22 protein-coding genes are annotated in these 21,543 nt (G+C 70.8%); 3 read left to right on the top strand and 19 right to left on the bottom strand.

All coding sequences use genetic code 11. The features are described from left to right. Positions 1-44: 44 nt before the first annotated feature. From ACFUNE_RS08685 to ACFUNE_RS08630, 12 genes are all read right to left on the bottom strand, one after another. Positions 45-353, bottom strand: coding sequence for a DUF2469 domain-containing protein (locus tag ACFUNE_RS08685; RefSeq protein ID WP_005311352.1), 309 nt, complete (start codon positions 351-353; stop codon positions 45-47). Between the two features lie 63 nt (positions 354-416). Then, entirely contained in the window at positions 417-905 is a 489-nt protein-coding gene (locus ACFUNE_RS08680) for an NUDIX hydrolase (protein WP_383564069.1), read from the bottom strand. Then, entirely contained in the window at positions 895-1,665 is a 771-nt protein-coding gene (gene lepB, locus ACFUNE_RS08675) for a signal peptidase I (protein WP_383564067.1), read from the bottom strand. The genes ACFUNE_RS08680 and lepB (ACFUNE_RS08675) overlap by 11 nt, the downstream gene beginning before the upstream one ends. Before the next feature lie 48 nt (positions 1,666-1,713). After that, the gene (gene lepB, locus ACFUNE_RS08670) at positions 1,714-2,595 is read right to left on the bottom strand and encodes a signal peptidase I (RefSeq protein ID WP_383564174.1); all 882 of its coding nucleotides are present in this window, start codon (positions 2,593-2,595) and stop codon (positions 1,714-1,716) included. Then, entirely contained in the window at positions 2,513-3,571 is a 1,059-nt protein-coding gene (gene lepB / locus ACFUNE_RS08665; RefSeq protein ID WP_383564065.1) for a signal peptidase I, read from the bottom strand. Before lepB (ACFUNE_RS08665) ends, lepB (ACFUNE_RS08670) begins: the two co-directional genes overlap by 83 nt. After that, on the bottom strand, positions 3,564-4,331 hold the full coding sequence (gene lepB, locus ACFUNE_RS08660) for a signal peptidase I (protein WP_383564063.1): 768 nt from the start codon (positions 4,329-4,331) through the stop codon (positions 3,564-3,566). Before lepB (ACFUNE_RS08660) ends, lepB (ACFUNE_RS08665) begins: the two co-directional genes overlap by 8 nt. Positions 4,332-4,376: 45 nt before the next feature. Beyond that, entirely contained in the window at positions 4,377-4,727 is a 351-nt protein-coding gene (gene rplS, locus ACFUNE_RS08655; protein ID WP_056791121.1) for a 50S ribosomal protein L19, read from the bottom strand. 124 nt (positions 4,728-4,851) lie between these two features. Beyond that, on the bottom strand, positions 4,852-5,673 hold the full coding sequence (gene trmD / locus ACFUNE_RS08650; RefSeq protein WP_383564061.1) for a tRNA (guanosine(37)-N1)-methyltransferase TrmD: 822 nt from the start codon (positions 5,671-5,673) through the stop codon (positions 4,852-4,854). Next, complete coding sequence (gene rimM, locus ACFUNE_RS08645; protein WP_383564059.1) at positions 5,673-6,323, bottom strand: ribosome maturation factor RimM; 651 nt, start codon at positions 6,321-6,323, stop codon at positions 5,673-5,675. The genes trmD and rimM overlap by 1 nt, the downstream gene beginning before the upstream one ends. A 105-nt stretch (positions 6,324-6,428) precedes the next feature. Next, positions 6,429-6,668 carry an RNA-binding protein gene (locus tag ACFUNE_RS08640; RefSeq protein WP_014048589.1) on the bottom strand — a complete coding sequence of 80 codons (240 nt, stop codon included), beginning with the start codon at positions 6,666-6,668 and terminating at the stop codon, positions 6,429-6,431. Between the two features lie 2 nt (positions 6,669-6,670). Then, positions 6,671-7,111, bottom strand: coding sequence for a 30S ribosomal protein S16 (gene rpsP / locus ACFUNE_RS08635; RefSeq protein WP_383564056.1), 441 nt, complete (start codon positions 7,109-7,111; stop codon positions 6,671-6,673). Between the two features lie 155 nt (positions 7,112-7,266). Continuing rightward, positions 7,267-7,860 carry a hypothetical protein gene (locus tag ACFUNE_RS08630; protein WP_014153813.1) on the bottom strand — a complete coding sequence of 198 codons (594 nt, stop codon included), beginning with the start codon at positions 7,858-7,860 and terminating at the stop codon, positions 7,267-7,269. A 519-nt stretch (positions 7,861-8,379) separates the two neighbouring features. On the opposite strand from ACFUNE_RS08630, the gene ACFUNE_RS08625 reads away from it, so the two are divergent. Then, positions 8,380-9,246 carry a methyltransferase domain-containing protein gene (locus ACFUNE_RS08625; RefSeq protein WP_383564054.1) on the top strand — a complete coding sequence of 289 codons (867 nt, stop codon included), beginning with the start codon at positions 8,380-8,382 and terminating at the stop codon, positions 9,244-9,246. A gap of 60 nt (positions 9,247-9,306) precedes the next feature. Here ACFUNE_RS08625 and ffh read toward each other — a convergent pair whose 3' ends face one another. The 5 genes from ffh to ACFUNE_RS08600 form a co-directional block, all read right to left on the bottom strand. Further along, entirely contained in the window at positions 9,307-10,854 is a 1,548-nt protein-coding gene (ffh, locus tag ACFUNE_RS08620) for a signal recognition particle protein (RefSeq protein WP_329233329.1), read from the bottom strand. Positions 10,855-10,975: 121 nt separating this feature from the next. Beyond that, on the bottom strand, positions 10,976-13,426 hold the full coding sequence (locus ACFUNE_RS08615; protein ID WP_383564051.1) for a [protein-PII] uridylyltransferase: 2,451 nt from the start codon (positions 13,424-13,426) through the stop codon (positions 10,976-10,978). A 32-nt stretch (positions 13,427-13,458) separates the two neighbouring features. Further along, positions 13,459-13,797, bottom strand: a complete 339-nt coding sequence (locus ACFUNE_RS08610; RefSeq protein WP_033304048.1) for a P-II family nitrogen regulator — start codon at positions 13,795-13,797, stop codon at positions 13,459-13,461. After that, positions 13,794-15,146 carry an ammonium transporter gene (locus tag ACFUNE_RS08605; RefSeq protein WP_383564049.1) on the bottom strand — a complete coding sequence of 451 codons (1,353 nt, stop codon included), beginning with the start codon at positions 15,144-15,146 and terminating at the stop codon, positions 13,794-13,796. The genes ACFUNE_RS08610 and ACFUNE_RS08605 overlap by 4 nt, the downstream gene beginning before the upstream one ends. Before the next feature lie 338 nt (positions 15,147-15,484). Then, entirely contained in the window at positions 15,485-16,960 is a 1,476-nt protein-coding gene (locus tag ACFUNE_RS08600) for a hypothetical protein (RefSeq protein ID WP_383564047.1), read from the bottom strand. Positions 16,961-17,384: 424 nt separating this feature from the next. Between ACFUNE_RS08600 and ACFUNE_RS08595 the strand changes: the two genes are divergently transcribed. Beyond that, on the top strand, positions 17,385-18,032 hold the full coding sequence (locus ACFUNE_RS08595; protein WP_383564045.1) for a bifunctional DNA primase/polymerase: 648 nt from the start codon (positions 17,385-17,387) through the stop codon (positions 18,030-18,032). Positions 18,033-18,097: 65 nt separating this feature from the next. Here ACFUNE_RS08595 and ftsY read toward each other — a convergent pair whose 3' ends face one another. Together ftsY and ACFUNE_RS08585 are read right to left on the bottom strand one after the other, a co-directional pair. Then, a complete protein-coding gene (gene ftsY / locus ACFUNE_RS08590) occupies positions 18,098-19,303 on the bottom strand; it encodes a signal recognition particle-docking protein FtsY (protein WP_383564043.1) in 1,206 nt (401 codons plus the stop codon). A gap of 246 nt (positions 19,304-19,549) precedes the next feature. After that, positions 19,550-20,812: a beta-ketoacyl-[acyl-carrier-protein] synthase family protein gene (locus tag ACFUNE_RS08585; RefSeq protein WP_383564041.1), complete on the bottom strand. Its 1,263-nt coding sequence runs from the start codon at positions 20,810-20,812 to the stop codon at positions 19,550-19,552. Positions 20,813-20,877: 65 nt separating this feature from the next. On the opposite strand from ACFUNE_RS08585, the gene ACFUNE_RS08580 reads away from it, so the two are divergent. Further along, a complete protein-coding gene (locus tag ACFUNE_RS08580) occupies positions 20,878-21,495 on the top strand; it encodes a TetR/AcrR family transcriptional regulator C-terminal domain-containing protein (protein ID WP_383564039.1) in 618 nt (205 codons plus the stop codon). The last annotated feature ends 48 nt before the right edge of the window (positions 21,496-21,543 follow it).

Below are 21,543 nucleotides of genomic sequence, written 5' to 3'. Positions count from 1 at the left end.
CCACTCGGACGAGTGAACCGGGTTGCCGGGGAGCACGCCCGGAATCAGCTGCCCGGGAGTTCGAGGTCGCTCTTGTTGAGCTCCTCGATGTTCACGTCCTTGAACGTCAGGACGCGGACCTGCTTGACGAACCGAGCGGGCCTGTACATGTCCCAGACCCATGCGTCCGCCATGGAAACCTCGAAGAAGACCTCGCCCTGGACCGAGTGCACCTGCATCTCGTAGTCGTTGGTGAGGTAGAAGCGCCGTTCGGTCTCGATCACATATTTGAACAGACCGACGACATCGCGGTACTCCCGGTAGAGCTTCAGCTCCATCTCGGTCTCGTACTTCTCGAGGTCCTCGGCACTCATGGCATGTTCCCCTTCAGCCGCGCGTCCCCCTATTGTGCGTCAGCCCCAGGCACCCCTGGCCGATTAGGCGATTTCGGGGGCGAGAACCAGCGGAACACTCGGGGGACCCTCGTCGAGCAGCGTGCGCAGCAGCCCGGCGAGCCTGGTCGGATACACCGTCTCACGCGTGGCCAGAAGTTCGGCGGAGGTCCACCACCTCAGACCGGCGACACTGCGCAGCTCCAGCTCCGTCAGGCCGCTCTGGTCGGTGGCGGTATGTGACGTGCGGGCCAGGAAGTACCACTCGTCCTGGTCCCAGCGGCGCCCGTCGAACGGGAAGGAGCAGATCCTCGTCCACAGCAGCGGGCCGAGAGCGACGTCGGTGATCCCGGTCTCCTCGGCGAGCTCACGCAGGGCGGCCTCCTCCCGCGTCTCGTCGCCCTCCAGGCCACCGCCCGGGGTGAACCACCAGCTCTCGGCCGGGTCCTCGGGTTCGAAGCCGTGCAGCAGCAGGATCCGGTCGTCCGGGTCCAGGAGCACCACGCGGGCGACCCTGCGCGCCTCAGCGGGCACCGGCGGACGCCTTCGGCCGCTCGGTCCCCCGCGCGGACCGCGCCACGAGCGGGCCGTAGGCCGCTCCGCCCAGGATGAGCACCACGCCCAGGACGAGGGCGCCCACCTGCAGGGGCAGCGGTCCTTCCGACGACACGCCGCCGGGCAGGGACGCGAAGGCCTCGGGCCGGCCGATCATGCCGTTCATGGGCCAGGCGACCGCGTCCACGCGCGCCTCGACGGCGCTGCGCGGCACCGAACCGTGCCCCGCGTCCTCGAGATGGACGCGGGAGTCCATGGAGGTGCTGCGCTCGTCACCGAGGAGGAAGAGCTGCCCCTCGGGCACATCGGCCGTGAACTTCTGGGGAGAGGCCGGAGCGCCGGCCGCGGCGCCGAACGACGAGGCCCCCTCCACCCGCAGATACGGTTCGTCGACGGCCTTGCCGTTGACGGTGAGCCGTCCGTCCTTGTCGCAGCAGGCGATCTTGTCACCGCCGACACCGACGACCCGCTTGACCATGGGCACGTCGCCCCACGCCGAATCGGTGAAGACGACCACGTCACCGCGCCGCACGTCACCGCCGTCTATCCGCTCCGCGAGGATCCGGTCCCCGGCGTCGACCGTCGGTGTCATCGAGTCCGTCGGCACGGTGTACGGCTTGTACACCACCGCTCCCCAGGCGAATCCGCCGAGGAAGAGCACACAGCCGACGGCCACGGCGAGGTTCGACAACGTGTTGCCGAGCCGGCCGCGGCCGTCATGACGTCCTGATCCACTCATCCCAGCGCTCCCCATCGGAGATCGACAATCGCTGACCGAGTGGGCACCTTACCCGGCGGTACGCCCCTGGGTCAGCCTGCGGCGACGCCAGAACACGAGGGGCAGCGCTCCGGCTACACCGAGTGCTCCGGGCACGGCGGCAGCGGCGGCCGCGTTCAGCCCCGGCTGGTCGAACGTGCTCGGCACCGGGAGGGTCGCCCAGCGGTTGACGGGCCAGGCCACGACGACGGCCCGCCCGACCACCTCGTCCGTGGACACCGTGCCCTGGCCGGGAAGCTCCTGGTGGTAGCGGGAGTCCAGCGAATTCTGCCGGTGGTCGCCCATCACCCAGATCCGGCCCTCGGGCACATGGATCGGCCCGAACGGCTCGTCGTCACAGGCGCTGTTGCCCGCGAAGATGAACGACTTGTCGTCCAGCGCCTTGCCGTTGACCGTGACCGGCCCGTTCTTCTTGCACTCGACCGTGTCGCCGCCGACCGCGATGACCCTCTTGATCAGGTCCTTCTCCTCGGCCGACGGCATCAGCCCGATGAAGCTCAGGAACTTCTGCACCGCGTTGGGCTCGGGCGTCGCCGTGTCCTCCAGCCAGCCGCCCGGGTCGTGGAAGACCACGACCTCGCCGCGCTCCGGCTCCGAGCCGAACCACGGCGTCAGCTTGTCGACCAGTACCCGGTCACCTCGCTGCAGGGTGTTCTGCATGGAGTCCGAGGGGATCGAGAACGCCTGCACCAGGAACGTCTTGATCAGCAGCGCGAGAATGAGCGCGATACCGATGAGGAGCGGCAGCTCCTTCCAGAAGGAGCGCGGCTTCTTCACCGCCGTACTGCCACCGTCCGGGGACTCGCCGTCACTCTCCGACTCCACCGGGACTCCGTTGCTCGAAGGCCGGTCCTCGGGTTCGTCGTGTCCGGATCGTGCGCCGACCGCCAAATCCCCCACATCCACTCCTCACTCCGTGCCACCGCCCGCGCCCGATTCGGCGCAGGCCCACCACTCCCATAACGAGCGGGAGTTCCGCAGGGGTCGGGAGCAGGACCATTCCGTTGTGATCCTGGGAGGACACACTATTCGACGGGCCCGGCGCAGCCGTCGCTCCGGCGCTCCCCCCGGGGACGGAGGCGTAGGTTCCGGGCTCCTCCAGCCTGCGCCAATGCCCGAACGGCCAGGCGATCACCACGGCACGGCCGACGACCTCGTCCTCCGACACCGTGCCGTTCCCCGGTTTGTCGAGGTGGAATCGCGAGTCCGCGGAATTGGAGCGGTGGTCACCCATCACGAAGATGCGGCCCTGGGGAACCTTTACCTCGAATTTGAGAGTGGATGGCACATCGCCGGGATTCAGGTAGGGCTCGTCGAGCGCGACGCCGTTGACCGTGATCCTGCCGTCGGTGCCGCAGCACTTCACGGTGTCGCCCCCGACGGCCACCACGCGCTTGATCAGATCCTGCTCGTCCTCGGAGGGCAGCAGCCCGATGAAGGTCAGCAGCTCCTTGACCTGTTTGACTCCGGCGGGCGGGTCCTCGGTGGCACCGCTCTCCTGCTGGAGCCAGCCACCCGGATCCTTGAAGACGACGACGTCGCCACGCTGCGGTTCGGAGCCGAACCACGGGGTCAGCTTGTCCACCAGCACCCGGTCACCGATCCGGATGGTCTGCTCCATCGATCCCGAGGGGATCACGAAGGCCTGGACGAGGAAGGTCTTGAGCACCAGCGCTATCAGCAGCGCGACCAGGACGAGGAGGGGGATCTCCTTGATCGCGGACCGGCGCCTGCGGCGCTTCACCTTGCGGGCCAGCTTGCGGCGCTCCGCCCGCGTGGGCAGTGAACGGCCCGTGGTCGGCCTCGATCCGGTGGGCAGCGGCGGGCCCGTGTCCGGCTCTCCCGGCCTGCGCCCCCGGTTACCCATGGTCCGCCGGCCGTATGCCGGTGAAGGCGTCGGAGCCCTCCAGGGAACCGAGCCTGCCGAGCGGCCAGCCGAGCCAGTCGACCCGCCCGATCACGCGCTCGACCGGGACCATGCCGCCTCCCGGCTCTCCCAGGTGGTCGCGGGAGTCCCGCGAGTTGCTGCGGTGGTCGCCCATGACCCACAGTCTGCCGTCGGGCACCACGATGTCGAAGGACACCTCCGAGGGACGGTCGCCCGGGTGCAGATACTCCTCGGTCACCGGAGCGCCGTTCACCTGGAGCCTCCCCCGCTCGTCGCAGCAGACCACACGGTCGCCGCCCACGCCCACCACCCGCTTCACGAAGTCGGACCCGGCGGGTTCGGCCAGCCCCAGGGTCGCGGCGGCCCCGCGCACCAGCGCGCCGACGACGTTCTCCCTCGGCTCCGTCTCCTGCACGAAGGATCCGGTGCCGTCGAAGACCACCACGTCTCCGCGCCGGGGCTCCGAGCCGAAACGGTACGCCAGCTTGTTGACGAGGACCCGGTCGCCGACCCGCAGCGTGGGCTGCATCGACCCACTGGGAATCAGGAAGGGCTGCAGCACGAAGGTGCTGAAGAGCAGCAGGGCGGCCGTGCAGAGCATGCCCAGGAAGACCGTGCGTCCCCAGGACATCGAGGCGGCAGGACGGTCCGGGACATGCGTGGAGCGCGACCCCTCCTCCGCCCCGTCTGCGGGGCCGGAGGAGCGATCGCGCTCCATGTGCTGTGCTTCGGTGTCCATCAGGGCCGAATACTATCGGGCCACGCTGTGGACGCCGGAGGTGAATCAGCGGTCGCGCTTCTCCTTGATCTTCGCGGCCTTGCCGCGGAGCTCACGGAGGAAGTACAGCTTGGCGCGGCGGACGTCACCGCGGGTGACGAGCTCGATCTTCTCGAAGATCGGGCTGTGCACCGGGAAGGTGCGCTCGACGCCGACGCTGAAGGAGACCTTGCGGACCGTGAAGGTCTCGCTGACGCCCGAGCCCTGGCGGCGGATGACGACGCCCTTGAACTGCTGGATACGGGAGCGGTTGCCCTCGATCACGCGCACGTGGACGTTGACGGTGTCACCGGGGCGGAACGCCGGGAGGTCGGTACGGAGCGAGGCGGCGTTGACGCCATCGAGCAGGGAAGCCATGTTGTCTGCTTTCTTCGCCGATGCCACAGGTCATCGACGGGAGAGAGTGAAGTTCGGATGCCGTTCACGCCGGGCGGGCGTCTTTCCCCCTGTGGCAGGGGCGCACGCCGGACGTACAGCGGACCTATTGTTCCACGGCCTCGGGCCTGCGCCAAAATCGTCCGTCGGGCCCGGGTGACCAGCCGAGGATGGAGAGCATCTCGCGGTCCTTCTTGTCGAAGCCGGACGCCTCGCAACGCTCGATGAGATCCGGCCTGTTGAGGGCGGTACGCCGGAAGGCCTCGTCCCGTCGCCAGCGTGCGATCCGGCCGTGGTGACCGCTGAGCAGCACGTCGGGAATGCCGTGTCCGCGCCACTCCGGAGGCTTCGTGTAGACCGGGCCCTCGAGCAGGTCGGCCATGGCCCCGGGCGCGAAGGAGTCGTCGCGGTGCGACTCGGCGTTGCCGAGCACACCGGGCAGCAGTCTGGCGACGGCCTCCGTGATCACCAGGACCGCGGCTTCACCGCCCGCCAGGACGTAGTCCCCGATGGACACCTCGACGACCGGTATGCGGGTCGCGTACTCGTCCATCACCCGGCGGTCGATGCCCTCGTAGCGGGCCGGGGTGAAGATCAGCCACGGGCGTTCCGAGAGCTCGACGGCCAGTTCCTGGGTGAAGGGCCTGCCGCTGGGCGTCGGCACGACGAGCACCGGGGAGTGCGCCCCGGCCTCGTACCCGCCGGCCAGCGCGTCGTCCAGCGCCTCGCCCCAGGGCTCGGTCTTCATGACCATGCCGGGGCCGCCGCCGTAAGGGGTGTCGTCCACCGTGTTGTGCCGGTCGTGGGTCCAGTCCCGGAGGTCGTGGACGTGCACGTCGAGACGGCCGCGGGCGCGGGCCTTGCCGACGAGCGAGACGTTCAGGGGTTCGAGGTACTCGGGGAAGATCGTGACGACGTCGAGCCGCATCACGCCTCTCCCTTCTCGGCGCCGCCCTCGGCCTCGTCCCCGTCATGCGCGGAGGCGGTCGCGGCGTCGTTCGCGTCATCCCGCGTGGAGGCGGTCACGGCGTCGTTCTCGCCGTCACGCGTGGAGGCGATCACAGCCTCGCTCTCGTCGATCAGACCCGGCGGCGGGGTGATGACGGCCCGCTGCTCCTCCAGGTCGATCTCGGTGACGATCTCCTCGACGAACGGGATCATCACCTCGCTGCCGTCCGGCCGTTCCACGATGAACAGGTCCTGGGACGGCAGGTGCGAGATCTCGGTGATCCGGCCGATCTCCGTGCCGTCCGCGAGGACGACGTCCAGGTCCATCAGCTGGTGGTCGTAGAACTCCTCGGGGTCCTCGGGGAGTTCCTCCGGGTCCACCTCGGCGATCAGCAGCGTGTTGCGCAGCGCCTCGGCGCCCGTACGGTCGCGCACGCCCTCGAACCGCAGCAGCAGCCGGCCGCTGTGCACCCGGCCGGTCTCGATCGTCAGCGGCCCTGTGCCGGCGGGCTCCGTGGCCAGCACGGCCCCGGGGCCGAGCCGGAGCTCGGGCTCGTCGGTGCGCACCTCGACGGTGACCTCGCCCTTGATGCCGTGGGCGCGACCGATCCGCGCAACTACCAACTGCACGCTACTTCTCCTGGTGATCTCTTGCCGAGGAGGCGGAATGTACGGACGACAAAGGCCGGGGACGGCTCGAAAGCCCTCCCCGGCCCCGGCCGGTGTTCAACTCTTTCAGCGAACCTGGTCCACATCGACGAGGTCGACACGGATTCCACGGCCACCGATGGCACCCACGACGGTACGCAGGGCGCGCGCGGTGCGGCCGTTGCGGCCGATCACCTTACCGAGGTCTTCGGGGTGAACCCGGACCTCGAGCACGCGTCCACGGCGCAGGTCGCGCGAGGCGACCTGCACATCGTCGGGGTTGTCGACGATGCCCTTCACGAGGTGCTCAAGAGCCTCCTCGAGCATGCTCAGGCCTCGGTCGACTCGGTGGACGCGGCAGCGTCGGCCGCCTCGTCCGCCTTCTTGTCCGACTTCTTGGCCTTCTGGGTGATGGCCTCACCCTTGGCCTCGTCGCCGTCCGCGGTCAGGGCCTCGAACAGGGCGCGCTTGTCAGCCTTGGGCTCCGGCTGCAGCAGCGGCGCGGGGGCCGGGAGGCCCTTGTGGGCCTGCCAGTCACCGGTGAGCTTCAGGATCGCGAGGACGGCCTCGGTCGGCTGGGCGCCGACGGACAGCCAGTACTGCGCGCGCTCTGCGTTGACCTCGATGCGCGAGGGGTTCTGCACCGGGTGGTACAGGCCGATCTCCTCGATGGCCCGGCCGTCACGGCGGGTACGGGAGTCGGCGACGACGATGCGGTAGTGAGGCGAACGGATCTTGCCCAGACGCTTCAGCTTGATCTTGACTGCCACGGAAGTGGTGTCTCCTGGTCTCTGACGTGGTTGGGCACAAAAGATGCCACGTGGGGTTGCGGTACTCGGGTGCCCGATGGACGCGTCAGCCGGAGGAGAGAGGGGTCCTATGCGACTGTCGAGTACAGCTAGCCATTGTGCCACACCACATCGGGTCACCCCACCGCGACCGCTCCTTCCGGGATGCGGAAGGGCTTGCCGCACCCGCCGCAGACGATCGGGGCCTGGGCGAGGACCGAGGGGACGACGCGGACGTTGCGTCCGCAGTCGCAGACCGCCTTGACCCGCACCCCTCCCCCGGACGAGCCGTGCCGCGCCGCGGGGCCGCGGAACGAGCGCTTGGTGTCCGCCGCGGTGGCCACGGTGTGCGCCTTGAGCGCACGCTGCAGCCGCTCCGCCGTCGGACGGTATCTGCGTTTGGCCTCGGGATTGAGCGTCACCAGCGAGAATCCGCTGCTGGGGTGGGGCTCCTCGGCATGATCGAGGCCCAGCTCCTCGGCGATCGCGAGGAAGCGTCGGTTGTGGTAGCGGCCGGCGCGAGAGGTGTCCCGGACACCTCTCGCGGCAGCGATGCCGTGGACTGCCTCATGAAGCAGCCGTTCGAAGGAGAGCTCGGCGCCACAGGCGGACGAGGACTCTCCGATCAGGGACTCGGGCGCGGCAAGATCGGGCAGCTCGGGGTGGTACCGCTGAATGTCGGCCCACGCCTGTGCCAGCTCTGCGGCAAGTACAGGTGGTGTCGTGCTCACGTCGTGACAACGAGCCTGAGTGCTCCGGTGTTCCTATTCCGGGGCATCCCAAATAATTTGCACGTACCAGTCAGTTGCCCTTGATGCGTCCGGACGAGGGCGGGTGCGCAGATCAGCGGAGAAGTCTCACAGCTCGCACCAAGGTGGTACGTAGCAACGCGTACGCACCGGCGTGGACGGGCGCCCGACGGGCGACCCTACCCGGCACGGAGCAGCGGCCGCACACCGGGCGCGGCCCCGGCCGGGGCGCTCGACGTGCTGCGCTCCGTGTGTCGGGTAAGACTGTGGGGAAGCGAGCAGCAGGCGTGCTGTTCCCGGCGCCCGCCCTCGCCACGCGGCGCCGGGGGCGCACGACCGGAGCACGCAAGCATTGCCATCCCACCCCGTCCGACCCCTGGACGGGACCGCCGATGCGGAGTTCTCTGACATACGGGGGCTGTGGGCGCACACACACAGCACATAGACATGGGGGACCTCACTCGGGCACGACCGACCTCACGGCGGATTGGGGCGCATTCCATGACACCTACGCTCGTCCGGCACCACAGGTACGCGGATTCGTCCGCCCCGGTGGACGCCGGTACCCGTGCCCGCGACTGGGCCGAGATCCAGGAGCGCATGCTGGCACCGCTCTACGAGGCGGTGTACGAGCGCCTCGAAGTCGGAGCCGGTACGCGGATGCTCTCCCTCGGCTGCGGTTCCGGGCTGGCGCTGCTGATCGCGGCCTCGCGCGGGGCGCGCGTCACCGGCGTCGACACCGACCGCGAACGGCTCGCGCTGGCCCGCGAGCGCCTCGCCTCCGATCCCGGACAGGACGCGGGTCCTGGCGGTCCGGACCGGCGCGCGAGGCTCGTCGACAGCGTTCCGGCCGCCGCTCAGGACGGCGAGGTCCCGTACAACCTGCTGACCGCCTTCCAGCCGATCGGCTGCGCGGCGGGCGACTCGGAGGGGCTCGCGCCCGCCCTGGCGTCCGCCGTACCGCTGGCCGTGCGGGGATCCACGGTGGTGCTGGCCGGCTGGGGGCCGCCCGAGCGGTGTGCCACGGCTCCGGTGCTGCGGGTGGCGGCCCGGCTCACGGAGTCGGCGCGCGCCACGCGCCCCGGGAACGGCTGGCGGCCGACGCTCCGGGACGACCTGGAAGAGGTCGCCGCGCGGGCCGGGCTCAAGCCGGACGGATCGGGCCGGGTGTCCTGCCCGTTCGGCTACGCGGACGTGGACAGCGCGGTGCGCGGCCTGCTGTCGACCGGGCTCTTCGACACGGCCGTCCGGGCGACGGACCGTACCCAGGTGGAGAAGGAGGTCGCGGAGGCCCTGCACCCGCATCTGCGGCCGGACGGCACGGTGTGGATGCCGAACGTCTTCCGCTACCTGGTGTGCGTGACGTGACGGGATGACGAAGGGGCGCCCCGCCGAGCGGGGCGCCCCTTCGTTCGTGTCTCCGGCCGGTCAGCCCATGAACTTCTTGAACTCGTCCGGCAGCTCGAAGTTCTTGTCCTCCTGGGCGGGGAGGTTGAACGCGCCACCCTGCGCCGCCTGCTCGCGACGTGCGGCCTCGGCCTGCTCCTCGGCCTTGCGCTTCATCGGGTTGCCGCTCTTGCGCTTGCCCTTGGCCTGCTTGACCTGCTTCTTCTGGCGGCCGGGGCCGCCACCCATGCCGGGCATGCCCGGCATCCCGGGCATGCCGCCGCCCTGGGCCATCTTCGACATCATCTTGCGGGCCTCGAAGAACCGCTCCACGAGGTTCTTCACGGCGGAGACCTCGACACCGGAACCCTTGGCGATACGGGCCCGGCGCGAGCCGTTGATGATCGTCGCGTCGGCGCGCTCCTTGGGGGTCATCGACTTGATGATCGCGGCCGTGCGGTCGACGTCGCGCTCGTCGATGTTCGCGATCTGGTCCTTGATCTGCCCCATGCCGGGCAGCATTCCGAGCAGCTTGGAGATGGAGCCCATCTTCCTGACCTGCTCCATCTGCGCCAGGAAGTCGTCGAGCGTGAAGTCCTTGCCCTTGCTCGACGCCAGCTTGGAGGCCATTTTGGCGGCCTCTTCCTGGCTGAAGGTCTTCTCCGCCTGCTCGATCAGGGTGAGCAGGTCACCCATGTCGAGGATGCGGGACGCCATGCGGTCGGGGTGGAAGGCGTCGAAGTCCTCGAGCTTCTCACCGTTCGACGCGAACATGATCTGCTTGCCCGTGACGTGGGCGATCGACAGGGCGGCACCACCGCGGGCGTCACCGTCGAGCTTGGAGAGCACCACGCCGTCGAAGCCGACGCCGTCGCGGAAGGCCTCGGCGGTGTTGACCGCGTCCTGACCGATCATCGCGTCGACGACGAAGAGGATCTCGTCGGGGCTGACGGCGTCGCGGATGTCTGCGGCCTGCCGCATCAGCTCCTCGTCGATGCCGAGGCGTCCGGCGGTGTCGACGATGACGATGTCGTGGACCTTGGACTTGGCGAACTCGATGGAGTCCTTGGCGACCTTGACCGGGTCGCCCACGCCGTTGCCGGGCTCCGGGGCGTAGACCGCGACACCCGCGCGGTCGGCGACGACGCTCAGCTGGTTGACGGCGTTGGGGCGCTGGAGGTCGCAGGCGACGAGCAGCGGGGAGTGGCCCTGGCTCTTGAGCCAGAGACCGAGCTTTCCGGCGAGGGTGGTCTTACCGGCACCCTGCAGACCCGCCAGCATGATCACGGTGGGCGGGTTCTTGGCGAACCTGAGCCGCCGGGTCTCGCCGCCGAGGATGCCGACGAGCTCCTCGTTGACGATCTTGACGACCTGCTGGGCGGGGTTCAGGGCCTGGGAGACCTCGCTCCCCCGCGCGCGCTCCTTGATGTTGGCGATGAACGCGCGGACGACGGGGAGGGCGACATCGGCCTCGAGCAGGGCGATACGGATCTCGCGAGCCGTGGCGTCGATGTCCGCCTCGGACAAGCGGCCCTTGCCCCTGAGGTTTTTGAAAGTCGCGCTAAGGCGGTCGGAGAGAGTATCGAACACGGCGCTCGTCGGTCCTCAGGGTCGGGGGCGTGGCAGGTCAGTCGCCCTCCAGGGTATCCGGACCCCGGAGAACGCAAAGCCCTCACCCGATTCTCGTGACGAACGGGCCTGGGGCGAGGGGTCAGCCGAGCTCCTTCTCGACCTCTCCGGCCACCTCCGCGGCCCGTTCCGGGGAGAGCGGCCGGCCGTCGCCGTCCGTGACGTAGAAGGCGTCCACGGCGTTCGCTCCGAGCGTGGACACGTGGGCGCTGCGGACTCGCACCGCGCAGTGTTCCAGCGCACGTCCGATCCGGTGCAGCAGCCCCGGGGCGTCCTGGGCGCGGACCTCGATGACCGTGGCCAGGCGTGAGCCCGCGGCGGGGACGGTCACCCTGGGTGGCGGGGCCTTCACCCCGCGCCGCCGCGGATAGGCGGCCTCGCGCTCGGCGAGCCTGGCCCGGATGTCCAGGGAACCGTCCAGGGCCCGTACGAGGTCGGCCCGCAGCCGGGTGGCCTGGGGAAGCGAGCCGTACTCGGCGGCGACCCGCCAGCTGAGCACCAGCAGGTCGGCCGTCTCGCCCAGCTCCGTGGGGAGCTCGACGGCGCGGAGGTCGGCGGCGCGCACGGTGAGGCGGTGCAGGGCGAGCACCCCCGCCGCCGCGGGCAGGACACCGGGGCGGTCGGGCAGCGCGATGAGGAGTTCGACACCGACGGGTTCGGATCCGCCGTCCTCGGGGGCCGGTTCGGGCCGGGTGTGCAGGGACAGGACGGGCTCGCCCGTCCGCAGGGCCTCGACGGCGAGCCGTTCCTGCTCGGCGCTGGGCGCGAGGGGTTCCGGTGCGGGGGGCTCCTCACCGGCCAGGAGCGCGGCGACGCGCTTGACGAGATCGGTGACGAGGGAGGCGCGCCAGGAGCTCCAGGCGGCGGGGCCGGTCGCCAGTGCGTCGGCCTCGGTGAGCGCGTGCAGGAGTTCCAGGGTGGAGGCGCTGCCCACGGCGGTGGCGACGGAGCGGACGGTCGCGGGATCGTCGAGGTCGCGCCGGGTGGCGGTCTCGACGAGCAGCAGGTGGTGCCGCACGAGCGTGGCGACGACGCCCACGTCCTGCTTGTCGAAGCCGATGCGGGCGGCCATGTCGCGGGCGATGACCTCGCCCGCGACGGAGTGGTCCCCCGGCCAGCCCTTGCCGATGTCGTGGAGCAGGGCGGCGATCAGCAGGAGGTCGGGGCGGCCGACGCGGCGGGTGAGGTGGGAGGCGCGGACGGCTGTCTCGACGAGGTGCCGGTCGACGGTCCAGGTGTGGACGGGGTTGCGCTGCGGCCGGCAGTGGACCCGTTCCCAGTCGGGCAGCAGCCGGGTGATGATGCCCTCCGCCTCGAGGGCTTCCCAGACGCCGACGGTGGACTCACCGGCGCCCAGCAGGGTGACGAGCTCCTCGCGTGCCTGGGCGGGCCACGGCACGGGCAGCGGCTGGGCCGCCGTGGACAGGTGGCGTACGAGGTGGCGGGAGAGCGGCAGCCCGGCCTCCGCCGCCGCGGCCGCGGCCCGGAGGGTGAGCACCGGGTCGCGTTCGGGGCGCGCGGTGCGCGCGAGGACGACTTCGCCGTCGGCCTCGACGACGCCCTCGGCGAGCGGGGTGCGTTCAGGTGCGGCCTTGGCGCCGCCGAGGATCGTCCGCAGCCGTGGCCGTACGGAGCGGGCGCGCAGGACGCGGTTGACCTCGCGCCAGGTGACGTCGGTGGCGTACGAGACGGTCCGGGCGGCCTCGTACACGTGGCGCAGCAGGGCGTCGGCGTCGAGGAGGCCGAGGGCCCCGGCGACCTGGTCCTGCTCCTGCAGGGCGAGGCGGTCGGTGGCCCGGCCGGTGGTGAGGTGCAGGGCGTCCCGGGCGTCGAGGAGCGTACGGCGCGCCTCGGCGAGTCCTTCGCGGGGCGCGTCCGCGACCCAGGAGGCGGCGACGGCGCGCAGCGCGGTGGCGTCGCGGAGGCCGCCGCGGGCCTCCTTCAGGTCGGGTTCCAGGAGGAACTGGAGCTCGCCCATGCGTTCGGCCCGCTCACGGCAGAGCTCGTCCAGCGCGGGGAGGCGCTTCGGCGCCTGGTTGCGCCAGTCGGCGAGGATCGCGGTCCGAAGGCCGGTGACGAGGCCGAGGTCCCCGGCGACGGGGCGCGCGTCGAGCAGCCCGAGCTGGACCTTGAGGTCCTCCCCCGCGGTCCTGCGTGCTTCGCCGGGGGTGCGTACGGAGTGGTCGAGGGCGAGGCCGAGGTCCCAGACGGGGTACCAGATCCCGTCGGCGAGGGCGGCGACGGCCCCGGCGTCCGCGGTGCCGTCGTGCAGGAGCAGCAGATCGAGGTCGCTGCGCGGGGAGAGCTCGCCGCGGCCGTATCCGCCGACGGCCACGAGGGCCGCGCCCCGGACACCCGCCCGCTCGGCGGCCGCGTCGAACAGGCCGGTGAGCCAGTCGTCGGTGAGCCGCGCCAGGGCGGCACGGCGCGGCGGCCCGGACCGCGCCTCCTCCTGGAGGAGGCGCAGCCGGGCCGCCGCATAGCCGCTGGGTCCCGAGTCCTCGGATTCGGTGGTCACTTCGGTGCTCGTCACCCAGCTGCCTTTCCGTTCACAGGGACCGTCGGTCAGAGTGCGTCCGGGCCGCGTTCGCCCGTCCGTACGCGGATCGCGGTGTCGACCGGGACGCTCCAGACCTTGCCGTCACCGATCTTGCCCGTCCGGGCGGCCTTGACGACCACGTCGATGAGCTGTTCGGCGTCCTCGTCCTCGACGAGGACCTCGATGCGGATCTTCGGCACCAGGTCGACGGTGTACTCGGCACCACGGTAGACCTCGGTGTGCCCGCGCTGACGCCCGTACCCGCTGGCCTCCGTGACCGTGAGGCCCTGGACGCCGAAGGCCTGGAGGGCCTCCTTGATCTCGTCCAGCCTGTGCGGCTTCACGACTGCGGTGATGAGCTTCATGCGTCCACCTTCTTGTTCGTCGGGGCTGCCGGGGTGCCGGGGGCCGGCGGAGCGGTGCGGGTGGCCGCGCCGCCGCCGGCGCCGCTGAAGTCGTACGCCGTCTCGGCGTGTTCGACCTGGTCGATGCCGGAGACCTCGTCGTCCTCGCTGACCCGCATGCCGATCGCCTTGTCGACGATGAACGCCAGGGCCGCGGAGACGACCAGGGAGTAGGCCAGGACCGCGAAGACCCCGACGGCCTGCTTGCCGAGCTGGTCGAGCCCGCCGCCGTAGAACAGGCCCTTGGCGTCGGACTGCACACCGCCGGTGGCGAAGAAGCCGATCAGGAGGGAGCCGAGGATGCCGCCGACGAGGTGGACACCGACGACGTCCAGGGAGTCGTCGTAACCGAGCTTGTACTTGAGGCCGACGGCCATGGCACACACCACACCGGCGATGACACCGATGGCGATGGCGCCCAGCGGGCTGACCGCACCACCCGCGGGGGTGATGGCGACGAGGCCCGCGACGGCGCCGGACGCGGCACCCAGGGTGGTGAAGGAGCCGTGGCGGATCTTCTCGTAGGCGAGCCAGCCGAGGACCGCCGCACCGGCGGCCACCTGCGTGTTGACGAACATGACGGCACCGACACCGTCGTCGTTGCCGAGCCACGAGCCGGCGTTGAAGCCGAACCAGCCGAACCACAGGAGGGCGGCACCGAGCATGACGAGCGGCAGGCTGTGCGGCCGCATCGGGTCCTTCTTGAAGCCGACCCGCTTGCCGATGACGAGGATCACGCCGAGGGCCGCGGCGCCGGCGTTGATGTGGACGGCCGTACCACCGGCGAAGTCGATGACACCCAGCTCGAAGAGCCAGCCGCCGGCGCCCCAGACCCAGTGCGCGACCGGGAAGTAGACGACGGTGACCCACAGCGTGATGAACAGGGCCCAGGAGGTGAACTTGACGCGGTCGGCGAGGGCGCCGCTGATCAGGGCGGGGGTCAGGATGGCGAACATCAGCTGGAAGACGGCGAAGACGTACACCGGGATGGTGTAGCCGTCCCAGAGTTCGGTGACGCCGATCCCGCTGAGGCCGACGTAGTCCGAGCTCCAGCCGATGACGGAGCCGACGTCGGTGCCGAAGGCGAGGCTGAATCCGTAGAGCACCCACAGGATCGTGACGATCCCGAGGCTGATGAAGCTCATCATCAGCATGTTCAGGGTGCTCTTGACGCGGACCATGCCTCCGTAGAAGAAGGCCAGACCCGGGGTCATGAGCATCACCAGCGCGGAGCAGATGAGCATGAACCCTGTGTTGGCGGCAGACAGCTCCGGGGCGTCTGCGGCAAGCGTCGTGATGCCTGGGGGCATCGGCGTCTCCTCGTCGTCGGTGCGGCCACGTGCGGGGGTGCGGGACCACGGTGAAAAGGTGCGGGCCGGTTATGCGCCATGAGATTCGCGCAGCGCGGTTTCCACGAATGCCGCACGATGTTTCACCACAGTGACGAAGGGGAGCGGCGTGTTACGGACCGATGAACCGGGAGTGGCGGACCCTGTGCGCTGCCTACCATGCTGCCCGCGCCGCATACGGTGCGGTTGGAACGCCGGGAGACGTGAACCGGCCACGACGGTGACCCGCTGACCTGGCAACGGGGGAGCCGAGTCGGATGGTACGGGGCGGCCGTCGTGGCCGGTGGCGGGAGTGCCGGTCAGACCGCTTCCGCAGTCTCCGGGAGCTGTTCGGTGAGCAGGTCGGTGAGCCGGGCGACCTCGGGAATGTCGCCGAAGTCCCTGGCAGCGGTGTCGACGGTCTTGCGGAGCCTGGTGTTGACGCGCTCGGACCTGACCTTCTTGGCGATCTTCAGGGCATGGGTGGCCAGGACCGTCGACTCCTCCGGCTCGCGCTTGAGCAGGTGCACCGTGGCCATGCCGATCAGGTTGAGCGCGTAGGACCTCTGGTGCTCGTCGTCCTCGCCGAAGAGCTCGACGGCACGGGCCATGACGGGCTCGGCGAGCGAGGCGTACGTGGGGCTGCGGCCGGCGACATAGGCCAGGTCACGGTAGGAGTGGGAGTTCTCGCCGTACAGCTCGGCCTCGGAGAAGAAGCGGATCCAGTCGGGCTCGGGCTCGTCGTCGAGGACGGCGTCGGCGAAGGTGTCCTCGGCCATCCGGACCGCCCTCTTGCACTTGCTCGGCTGGCCCATGTTGGCGTACGCGCGCGCCTCCATCGCATACAGCATGGCCTGGGTCCGCGCGGTGGCGCAGTCACGGCTGCCGTACTGGGCGAGGTGGACGAGCTCGAGTGCGTCGTCGGGCCGGCCGAGGTGGATCATCTGGCGGCTCATGCTGGAGAGGATGTACGAGCCGAGCGGCTTGTCGCCGGCCTCCTTGGAGGCGTGCAGGGCGAGCACGAAGTACTTCTGGGCGGTGGGCTGGAGACCCACGTCGTAGCTCATCCAGCCCGCCAGCTCGGCCAGCTCGGCCGCGCAGCGGAACAGGCGCCTGGCGGTGGTCTGGGGCTGCGGCTCCTGCAGCAGGTCGGTGACCTCGTGGAGCTGGCCGACGACGGCCTTGCGGCGCAGCCCGCCGCCGCACTGGGCGTCCCACTGACGGAACATCGCCGTGGTGGACTCCAGCAGGTCCAGCTCGGGACCGGAGAGCCGCGAGGGGCGGCTCTCGGCACTGGGCAGCTCCGGCTCCGCCTGCCCCGGGCGGGTCACGGGCACGAGCCACCGCTGCATGGGCTCGATGAGGGTGGGACCGGCGGCCAGGGCGAGGGAGCTGCCGAGGAAGCCGCGCCGGGCGAGCATGAGGTCGCTGCGGGAGAACTCGCTGAGCAGCGCGACGGTCTGCGGTCCCGCCCAGGGGAGATCGACCCCCGCGACCGAGGGCGCCTGATGGGCGGTGCGCAGTCCGAGGTCCTCGACCGGGACGACCGCGCCGAAACGCTCGGAGAAGAGCTCGGAGAGGATCCTCGGGATCGGTTCGCGCGGCTGCTCACCGTCGAGCCAGCGGCGCACCCGGGAGGTGTCGGTGCTGATGTGGTGGGCACCCAGCTGGCGGGCCCGCCGGTTCACCTGGCGGGCGAGTTCGCCCTTCGACCAGCCGCTCCGCACGAACCACGATCCCAATTGCCCGTTGGGGCGCTTCCCGGCATTCGTCTCGCCTGCGCCACTGCCACCCACTGGAACGCCCCCATCCCGCCGAAACCTGTCGCGCGAACCTCTATCAGAATGCCGTGCCCCTGCGCCGCCTGTACCGGCGTTGCGCACCGTCGAACAGAAAATCGAGTTGCCCGAGGCATACCCACAAGCTCATGCAATTGCAGGTTCGAGTACCGACGGTAATCCTACGATCACCGTCACCGCGAGGGCCGTTGCTGAAACGCCACCATTCGCCACCCCTTCGGATGAACCCGTTCGGCGCTGTCCGCGATTCACTTGACAGGCCGCGATCAGCAGCAGGCGGAGAGAAGCATTCGGGAGCGCGGGAGCCGTGGCGCGCACCCCTGGAACGCCACCCCGCGCGCCGTCGGATCGGCGGCGGCGACGGAGGATGTCCAGGACTCCGGGTCGTAACCACCGGCGAGTCGGACCCGTTGGAGGGGGCATGGGCTTCACGATCGGCGGCATACGGGAGATGCGGTCCGGCACGCGGCGTCGAGGCCGCGGCGCCGGGGCGACCGCGGTGGCCGAGTACACAGGACTCTGGGGCTGGGCGGTGGCTCCCGGCGCGCGCGCCGCGGCGGGCGTCTGCTCGTGCGGCGACAGCATGTGCCCCGCCCCCGGCGCTCATCCGCTGGACTTCGCCCCCGAGGTGCCGCCCGGCGCCACCCTCGGTGCGGCGGCGGACGCCTGGGCCGAGGTGCCGGGCGCCTCGATACTGCTCCCCGCGGGCCGGACCTTCGACGTGCTCGACGTCGCCGAGGCCGCGGGCCGGCACGCGCTGGTGCGGATGGAGCGGATGGGACTGCCGCTGGGGCCGGTGGCGGTGACACCCGCCGGCCGTACACAGTTCTTCGTCGCCCCCGGGGCCGCCGCCGGACTGCCCGGGCTGCTCTACCGGATGGGCTGGGACGACGCGGACCTGGATCTGCGGGCCCTGGGACCCGGGTCGTACATCACCGCTCCCCCCTCGGACCTCGGCGGCCTCGGCCCGGTCCGCTGGCTGCGTCCGCCGGTGCCGGACACGGCTGCCGCTCCCCCGCAGGCCAGGCTGCTGCTGGGCACACTCGCCTACATATGCCACCGCTCGTGAACGCGGAAGGGCGGTGAACCCCTCTCGGGTCCACCGCCCTGCGCGTGCACGCGGTACCGCGCCGGTCAGTCGCCGATCAGCGCGTCGACGAAGGCGCCCGGCTCGAACGGGGCCAGGTCGTCCGGGCCCTCACCGAGGCCGATGAGCTTCACGGGGACGCCCAGCTCACGCTGTACGGCGATGACGATGCCGCCCTTGGCGGTGCCGTCCAGCTTGGTGAGGACGATGCCGGTGATGTCGACCACCTCGGCGAAGACCCGCGCCTGGACCAGGCCGTTCTGCCCGGTCGTGGCGTCGAGCACGAGGAGGATCTCGTCGAGCGGCCCGTGCTTCTCGACGACCCGCTTGACCTTTCCGAGCTCGTCCATCAGGCCGGTCTTGGTGTGCAGCCGGCCCGCGGTGTCGATGAGCACCACGTCGGCGCCCTCGGCGATGCCCTCCTTCACCGCGTCGAAGGCGATCGACGCGGGGTCGCCGCCCTCGGGGCCTCGCACGGTACGGGCGCCGACGCGCTCGCCCCAGGTCTGGAGCTGGTCCGCGGCGGCGGCGCGGAAGGTGTCCGCCGCCCCGAGCACGACGCTGCGGCCGTCGGCGACGAGCACCCGGGCGAGCTTGCCCGTCGTGGTCGTCTTGCCGGTGCCGTTGACGCCGACGACCATGACGACGCCGGGGGTCTTCTCGCCGCCCTCCGTCTTCACCTCACGGTCGAGATCGGGACCGAGCAGGGCGACGAGCTCCTCGCGCAGGAGCGCGCGCAGCTCGTCGGGCGTACGGGTGCCGAGGACGCGGACCCGCTCGCGGAGCCGCTCCACCAGCTCCTGGGTGGGGGCGACGCCCACATCCGCGGTGAGGAGGGTGTCCTCGATCTCCTCCCAGGTGTCCTCGTCGAGGTTGTCGCGGGACAGGAGCGTGAGCAGCCCCTTGCCCAGGGAGTTCTGCGAACGGGCGAGCCGGGCGCGGAGCCGCACCAGGCGGCCCGCCGTGGGCTCGGGGACTTCGAGCTCGGGGGTCTCCGGCTCGATGACGACCGGGGTATCCCCGACGGGAGTCCCGGCGCCGGGGAGACCGACCTCCTCGATGGTGCGCCGCGCTTCGTCGCGCGGCGCCTCGGCTTCCTCGCCGACATGGGGCTCGGCGGGAGGAGTGATGGTCGGCGTGCTCGACGGTGCCGAGGGCGGCAGCTGCTTCTTCTTGCGGCTGCTGACCACGAGCCCGCTGATCAGGCCGACCGCGACCAGGGCGATGACTACAGCAAGGATGACGATTTCCATAACCCGTCCAGTATCGACCACCGGAGGCGGGGAATCGCAGAAGGTGCGAACCCGTGACGATGCGCGTACGAGCGATCACGGCCTGCCTGAGCCTGTCCGGCACAACCCCTCTGAGCGGCGTGCCTGGTGCAACCGAGGGTGTTCGTACACGTCAGCGCGGTGCCACGGCGCCCTTTCGGTCTCCGTCGCACCACGTCCGTCCGGCGACAGCGGTCGGGGCCACTCCCCCGACGGTGCGTTCCTGCGTCAGGGTGCGGTCGGGGATGTACGGGACGCGTGGCGCCCTGCGCCGGTCACGACGAGTGAGACGTTCTGCCCGCCGAAGCCGAAGGAGTTGCTGAGCACGGCCTCCTGGGGGACGTCTCGTCGCTCTTGGACGACATCGAGATCGATGTCCGGACCGACGCCGGCCGCGGTGAGGTTGCGGGTCGGCGGGATGACACCGTGTTCGACGCTGAGGACGGCGATGAGCGCTTCGATCGCGCCGGCGGCGCCGAAGAGGTGACCGAGCGCCGCCTTGGGGGCCGTCACGGTGGCGCGGCCGAACACTTCCCCGACCGCGTGGGCCTCTGCGACATCGCCCACCGGAGTACCGGTCGCGTGGGCGTTGATGTGACTGACCTGCTCGGGAGCCAGACCGGCTTGCGCGAGGGCCTTGCGCATGGCCGAGATCTGACCGGAGCCGTCGGTGGCGGGCGCCGTGATGTGGTGGGCGTCCGCGGCGATGCCGGCGCCCGCGAGTACCGCGCGGACGCGCGCCCCTCGGGCGCGGGCGTGCTCGGCGCTTTCGAGCACCACGACAGCCGCACCTTCGCTGAGGACGAATCCGCTGCGGTCAGCGGCGAACGGCCGTGACGCCGAGGCGGGTTCGCCGGTGTACCGCGACAGCGCCTGTGCCTGGACGAAGCCGGCGACGGTGATCGGGGTGATGGCGGCCTCGGTTCCGCCCGCGATGACCACGTCCGCCTCTCCGGCGCGGATGAGCCTGGCCCCCAGGGCGATCGCCTCGGCACCGGAGGAGCACGCCGAAACGGGCGTGTAGGCCCCGGCCCGGGCGCCGTATTCGATACTGATCAGCGCCGCCGCCGCATTGGGCATGATCATCGGGATCGTACGTGGCGAGACGCGCCGCGTCCCGGCCGTCTCCAGCGCGTCGTCCTCCTTCAGCAGTGTCCGCACGCCACCGATGCCCGTGCCGATCGCTGATGCGAGCCGGTCCGGGCCCACCTCCGGGGCGCCCGCATCGGCCCATGCCTCGGCCGCCGCGGCGAAGGCCGCCTGTTGCGAGCGGTCGAGCCGCCTGGCCTGCACCGGCGGCAGCAGTTCGGCGGGGTCGATCGCCATCGTCCCCGTGACGGTGTCGGGAAGGCCGAGGCCGTCGTGGCCGCGCAGGGCGCCGCCGCGGATGCCGGACTCCCCGGCGAGCAGCGCGTCCCAGGTGGACACCACGTCTGCCCCGAGTGGCGTGATCGCGCCGAGTCCGGTCACGACGACTTCAGTCCGGTACATACCCTTCGGCCTTTCTTGTATGCGATACAAGCAACGAGGCTTGTTGTATCACATACAATTCCGCCGTGGAGAAGAAGCGAACCGAAGCCGGATCACCCCCGGCCCGGTCGCGCGACCGCGGTCGCGCGACGAGACGCCGGCTGATCGAGGCGACCGCACAGCTCTGCTCGGAGCGGCCCGGCGCCGAGGTCAGCGTCGCGGAGATCGCGAACGCGGCCGGCGTCTTCCCCAATCAGGTCACCTACCACTTCGGCTCCAAGGACTCGCTCCTCGTGCACGCCGCCTTTCTCGGCTTGCTGCACGACGCCCGACGGATCGAGCGCATCGGTCGCCAGGCCCCCGACGCGGCGACCTTCCGGCGCAACATCGCCCGCGCCGTCATGGCCATGCCCTCGCTCCCGTCGGTCACGCGAGCACTCGCCGCCGGGATCTCCAGGCCCGAACTCGCCCCCGTGGTCGACCAGCACCTCCAGTTGCTGTTCCGGCAGTCCGAGCGCTTCGCGAGCCGGCTCGTCGACAGTCGCGGCTGGAAGGCCCGCCGACCGCTCGACGTGGAGGCCAGGACGTTCTGGAGCACGGCGCTGGGTGCGGTGCTGCTCGTCCGCGCCGGGGCACACGGCACCGTCGCCGACCTCGACCTCGCCGGAGCGCTGACCATTCACGACGAGCCCGGGCCCGGCTAGCCCGGCCGAACGGACCCCCCTCGCCTCCCGCCCGACACCTCGCGACGT

The sequence above is a fragment of the Streptomyces sp. NPDC057287 genome, assembly GCF_042667905.1.
In the GTDB taxonomy this organism is placed as follows: domain Bacteria; phylum Actinomycetota; class Actinomycetes; order Streptomycetales; family Streptomycetaceae; genus Streptomyces.
This window is presented reverse-complemented; position numbering and strand designations above follow the sequence as displayed.

Bases quoted from the DNA above. Each gene is read 5' to 3' on its own strand.
- ACFUNE_RS08585 (WP_383564041.1), bottom strand. From the start codon at position 20,812: ATGTACCGGACTGAAGTCGTCGTGACCGGACTCGGCGCGATCACGCCA.
- rplS (WP_056791121.1), bottom strand. From the start codon at position 4,727: ATGGCTTCCCTGCTCGATGGCGTCAACGCCGCCTCGCTCCGTACCGAC.
- trmD (WP_383564061.1), bottom strand. From the start codon at position 5,673: ATGCGGCTCGACGTCGTCACGATCTTCCCCGAGTACCTCGAACCCCTG.
- lepB (WP_383564067.1), bottom strand. From the start codon at position 1,665: ATGAGTGGATCAGGACGTCATGACGGCCGCGGCCGGCTCGGCAACACG.
- lepB (WP_383564063.1), bottom strand. From the start codon at position 4,331: ATGGACACCGAAGCACAGCACATGGAGCGCGATCGCTCCTCCGGCCCC.
- ACFUNE_RS08625 (WP_383564054.1), top strand. From the start codon at position 8,380: ATGACACCTACGCTCGTCCGGCACCACAGGTACGCGGATTCGTCCGCC.
- lepB (WP_383564065.1), bottom strand. From the start codon at position 3,571: ATGGGTAACCGGGGGCGCAGGCCGGGAGAGCCGGACACGGGCCCGCCG.
- ACFUNE_RS08685 (WP_005311352.1), bottom strand. From the start codon at position 353: ATGAGTGCCGAGGACCTCGAGAAGTACGAGACCGAGATGGAGCTGAAG.
- ACFUNE_RS08610 (WP_033304048.1), bottom strand. From the start codon at position 13,797: ATGAAGCTCATCACCGCAGTCGTGAAGCCGCACAGGCTGGACGAGATC.
- ftsY (WP_383564043.1), bottom strand. From the start codon at position 19,303: ATGGAAATCGTCATCCTTGCTGTAGTCATCGCCCTGGTCGCGGTCGGC.
- ACFUNE_RS08640 (WP_014048589.1), bottom strand. From the start codon at position 6,668: ATGCTCGAGGAGGCTCTTGAGCACCTCGTGAAGGGCATCGTCGACAAC.
- ACFUNE_RS08605 (WP_383564049.1), bottom strand. From the start codon at position 15,146: ATGCCCCCAGGCATCACGACGCTTGCCGCAGACGCCCCGGAGCTGTCT.
- ACFUNE_RS08595 (WP_383564045.1), top strand. From the start codon at position 17,385: ATGGGCTTCACGATCGGCGGCATACGGGAGATGCGGTCCGGCACGCGG.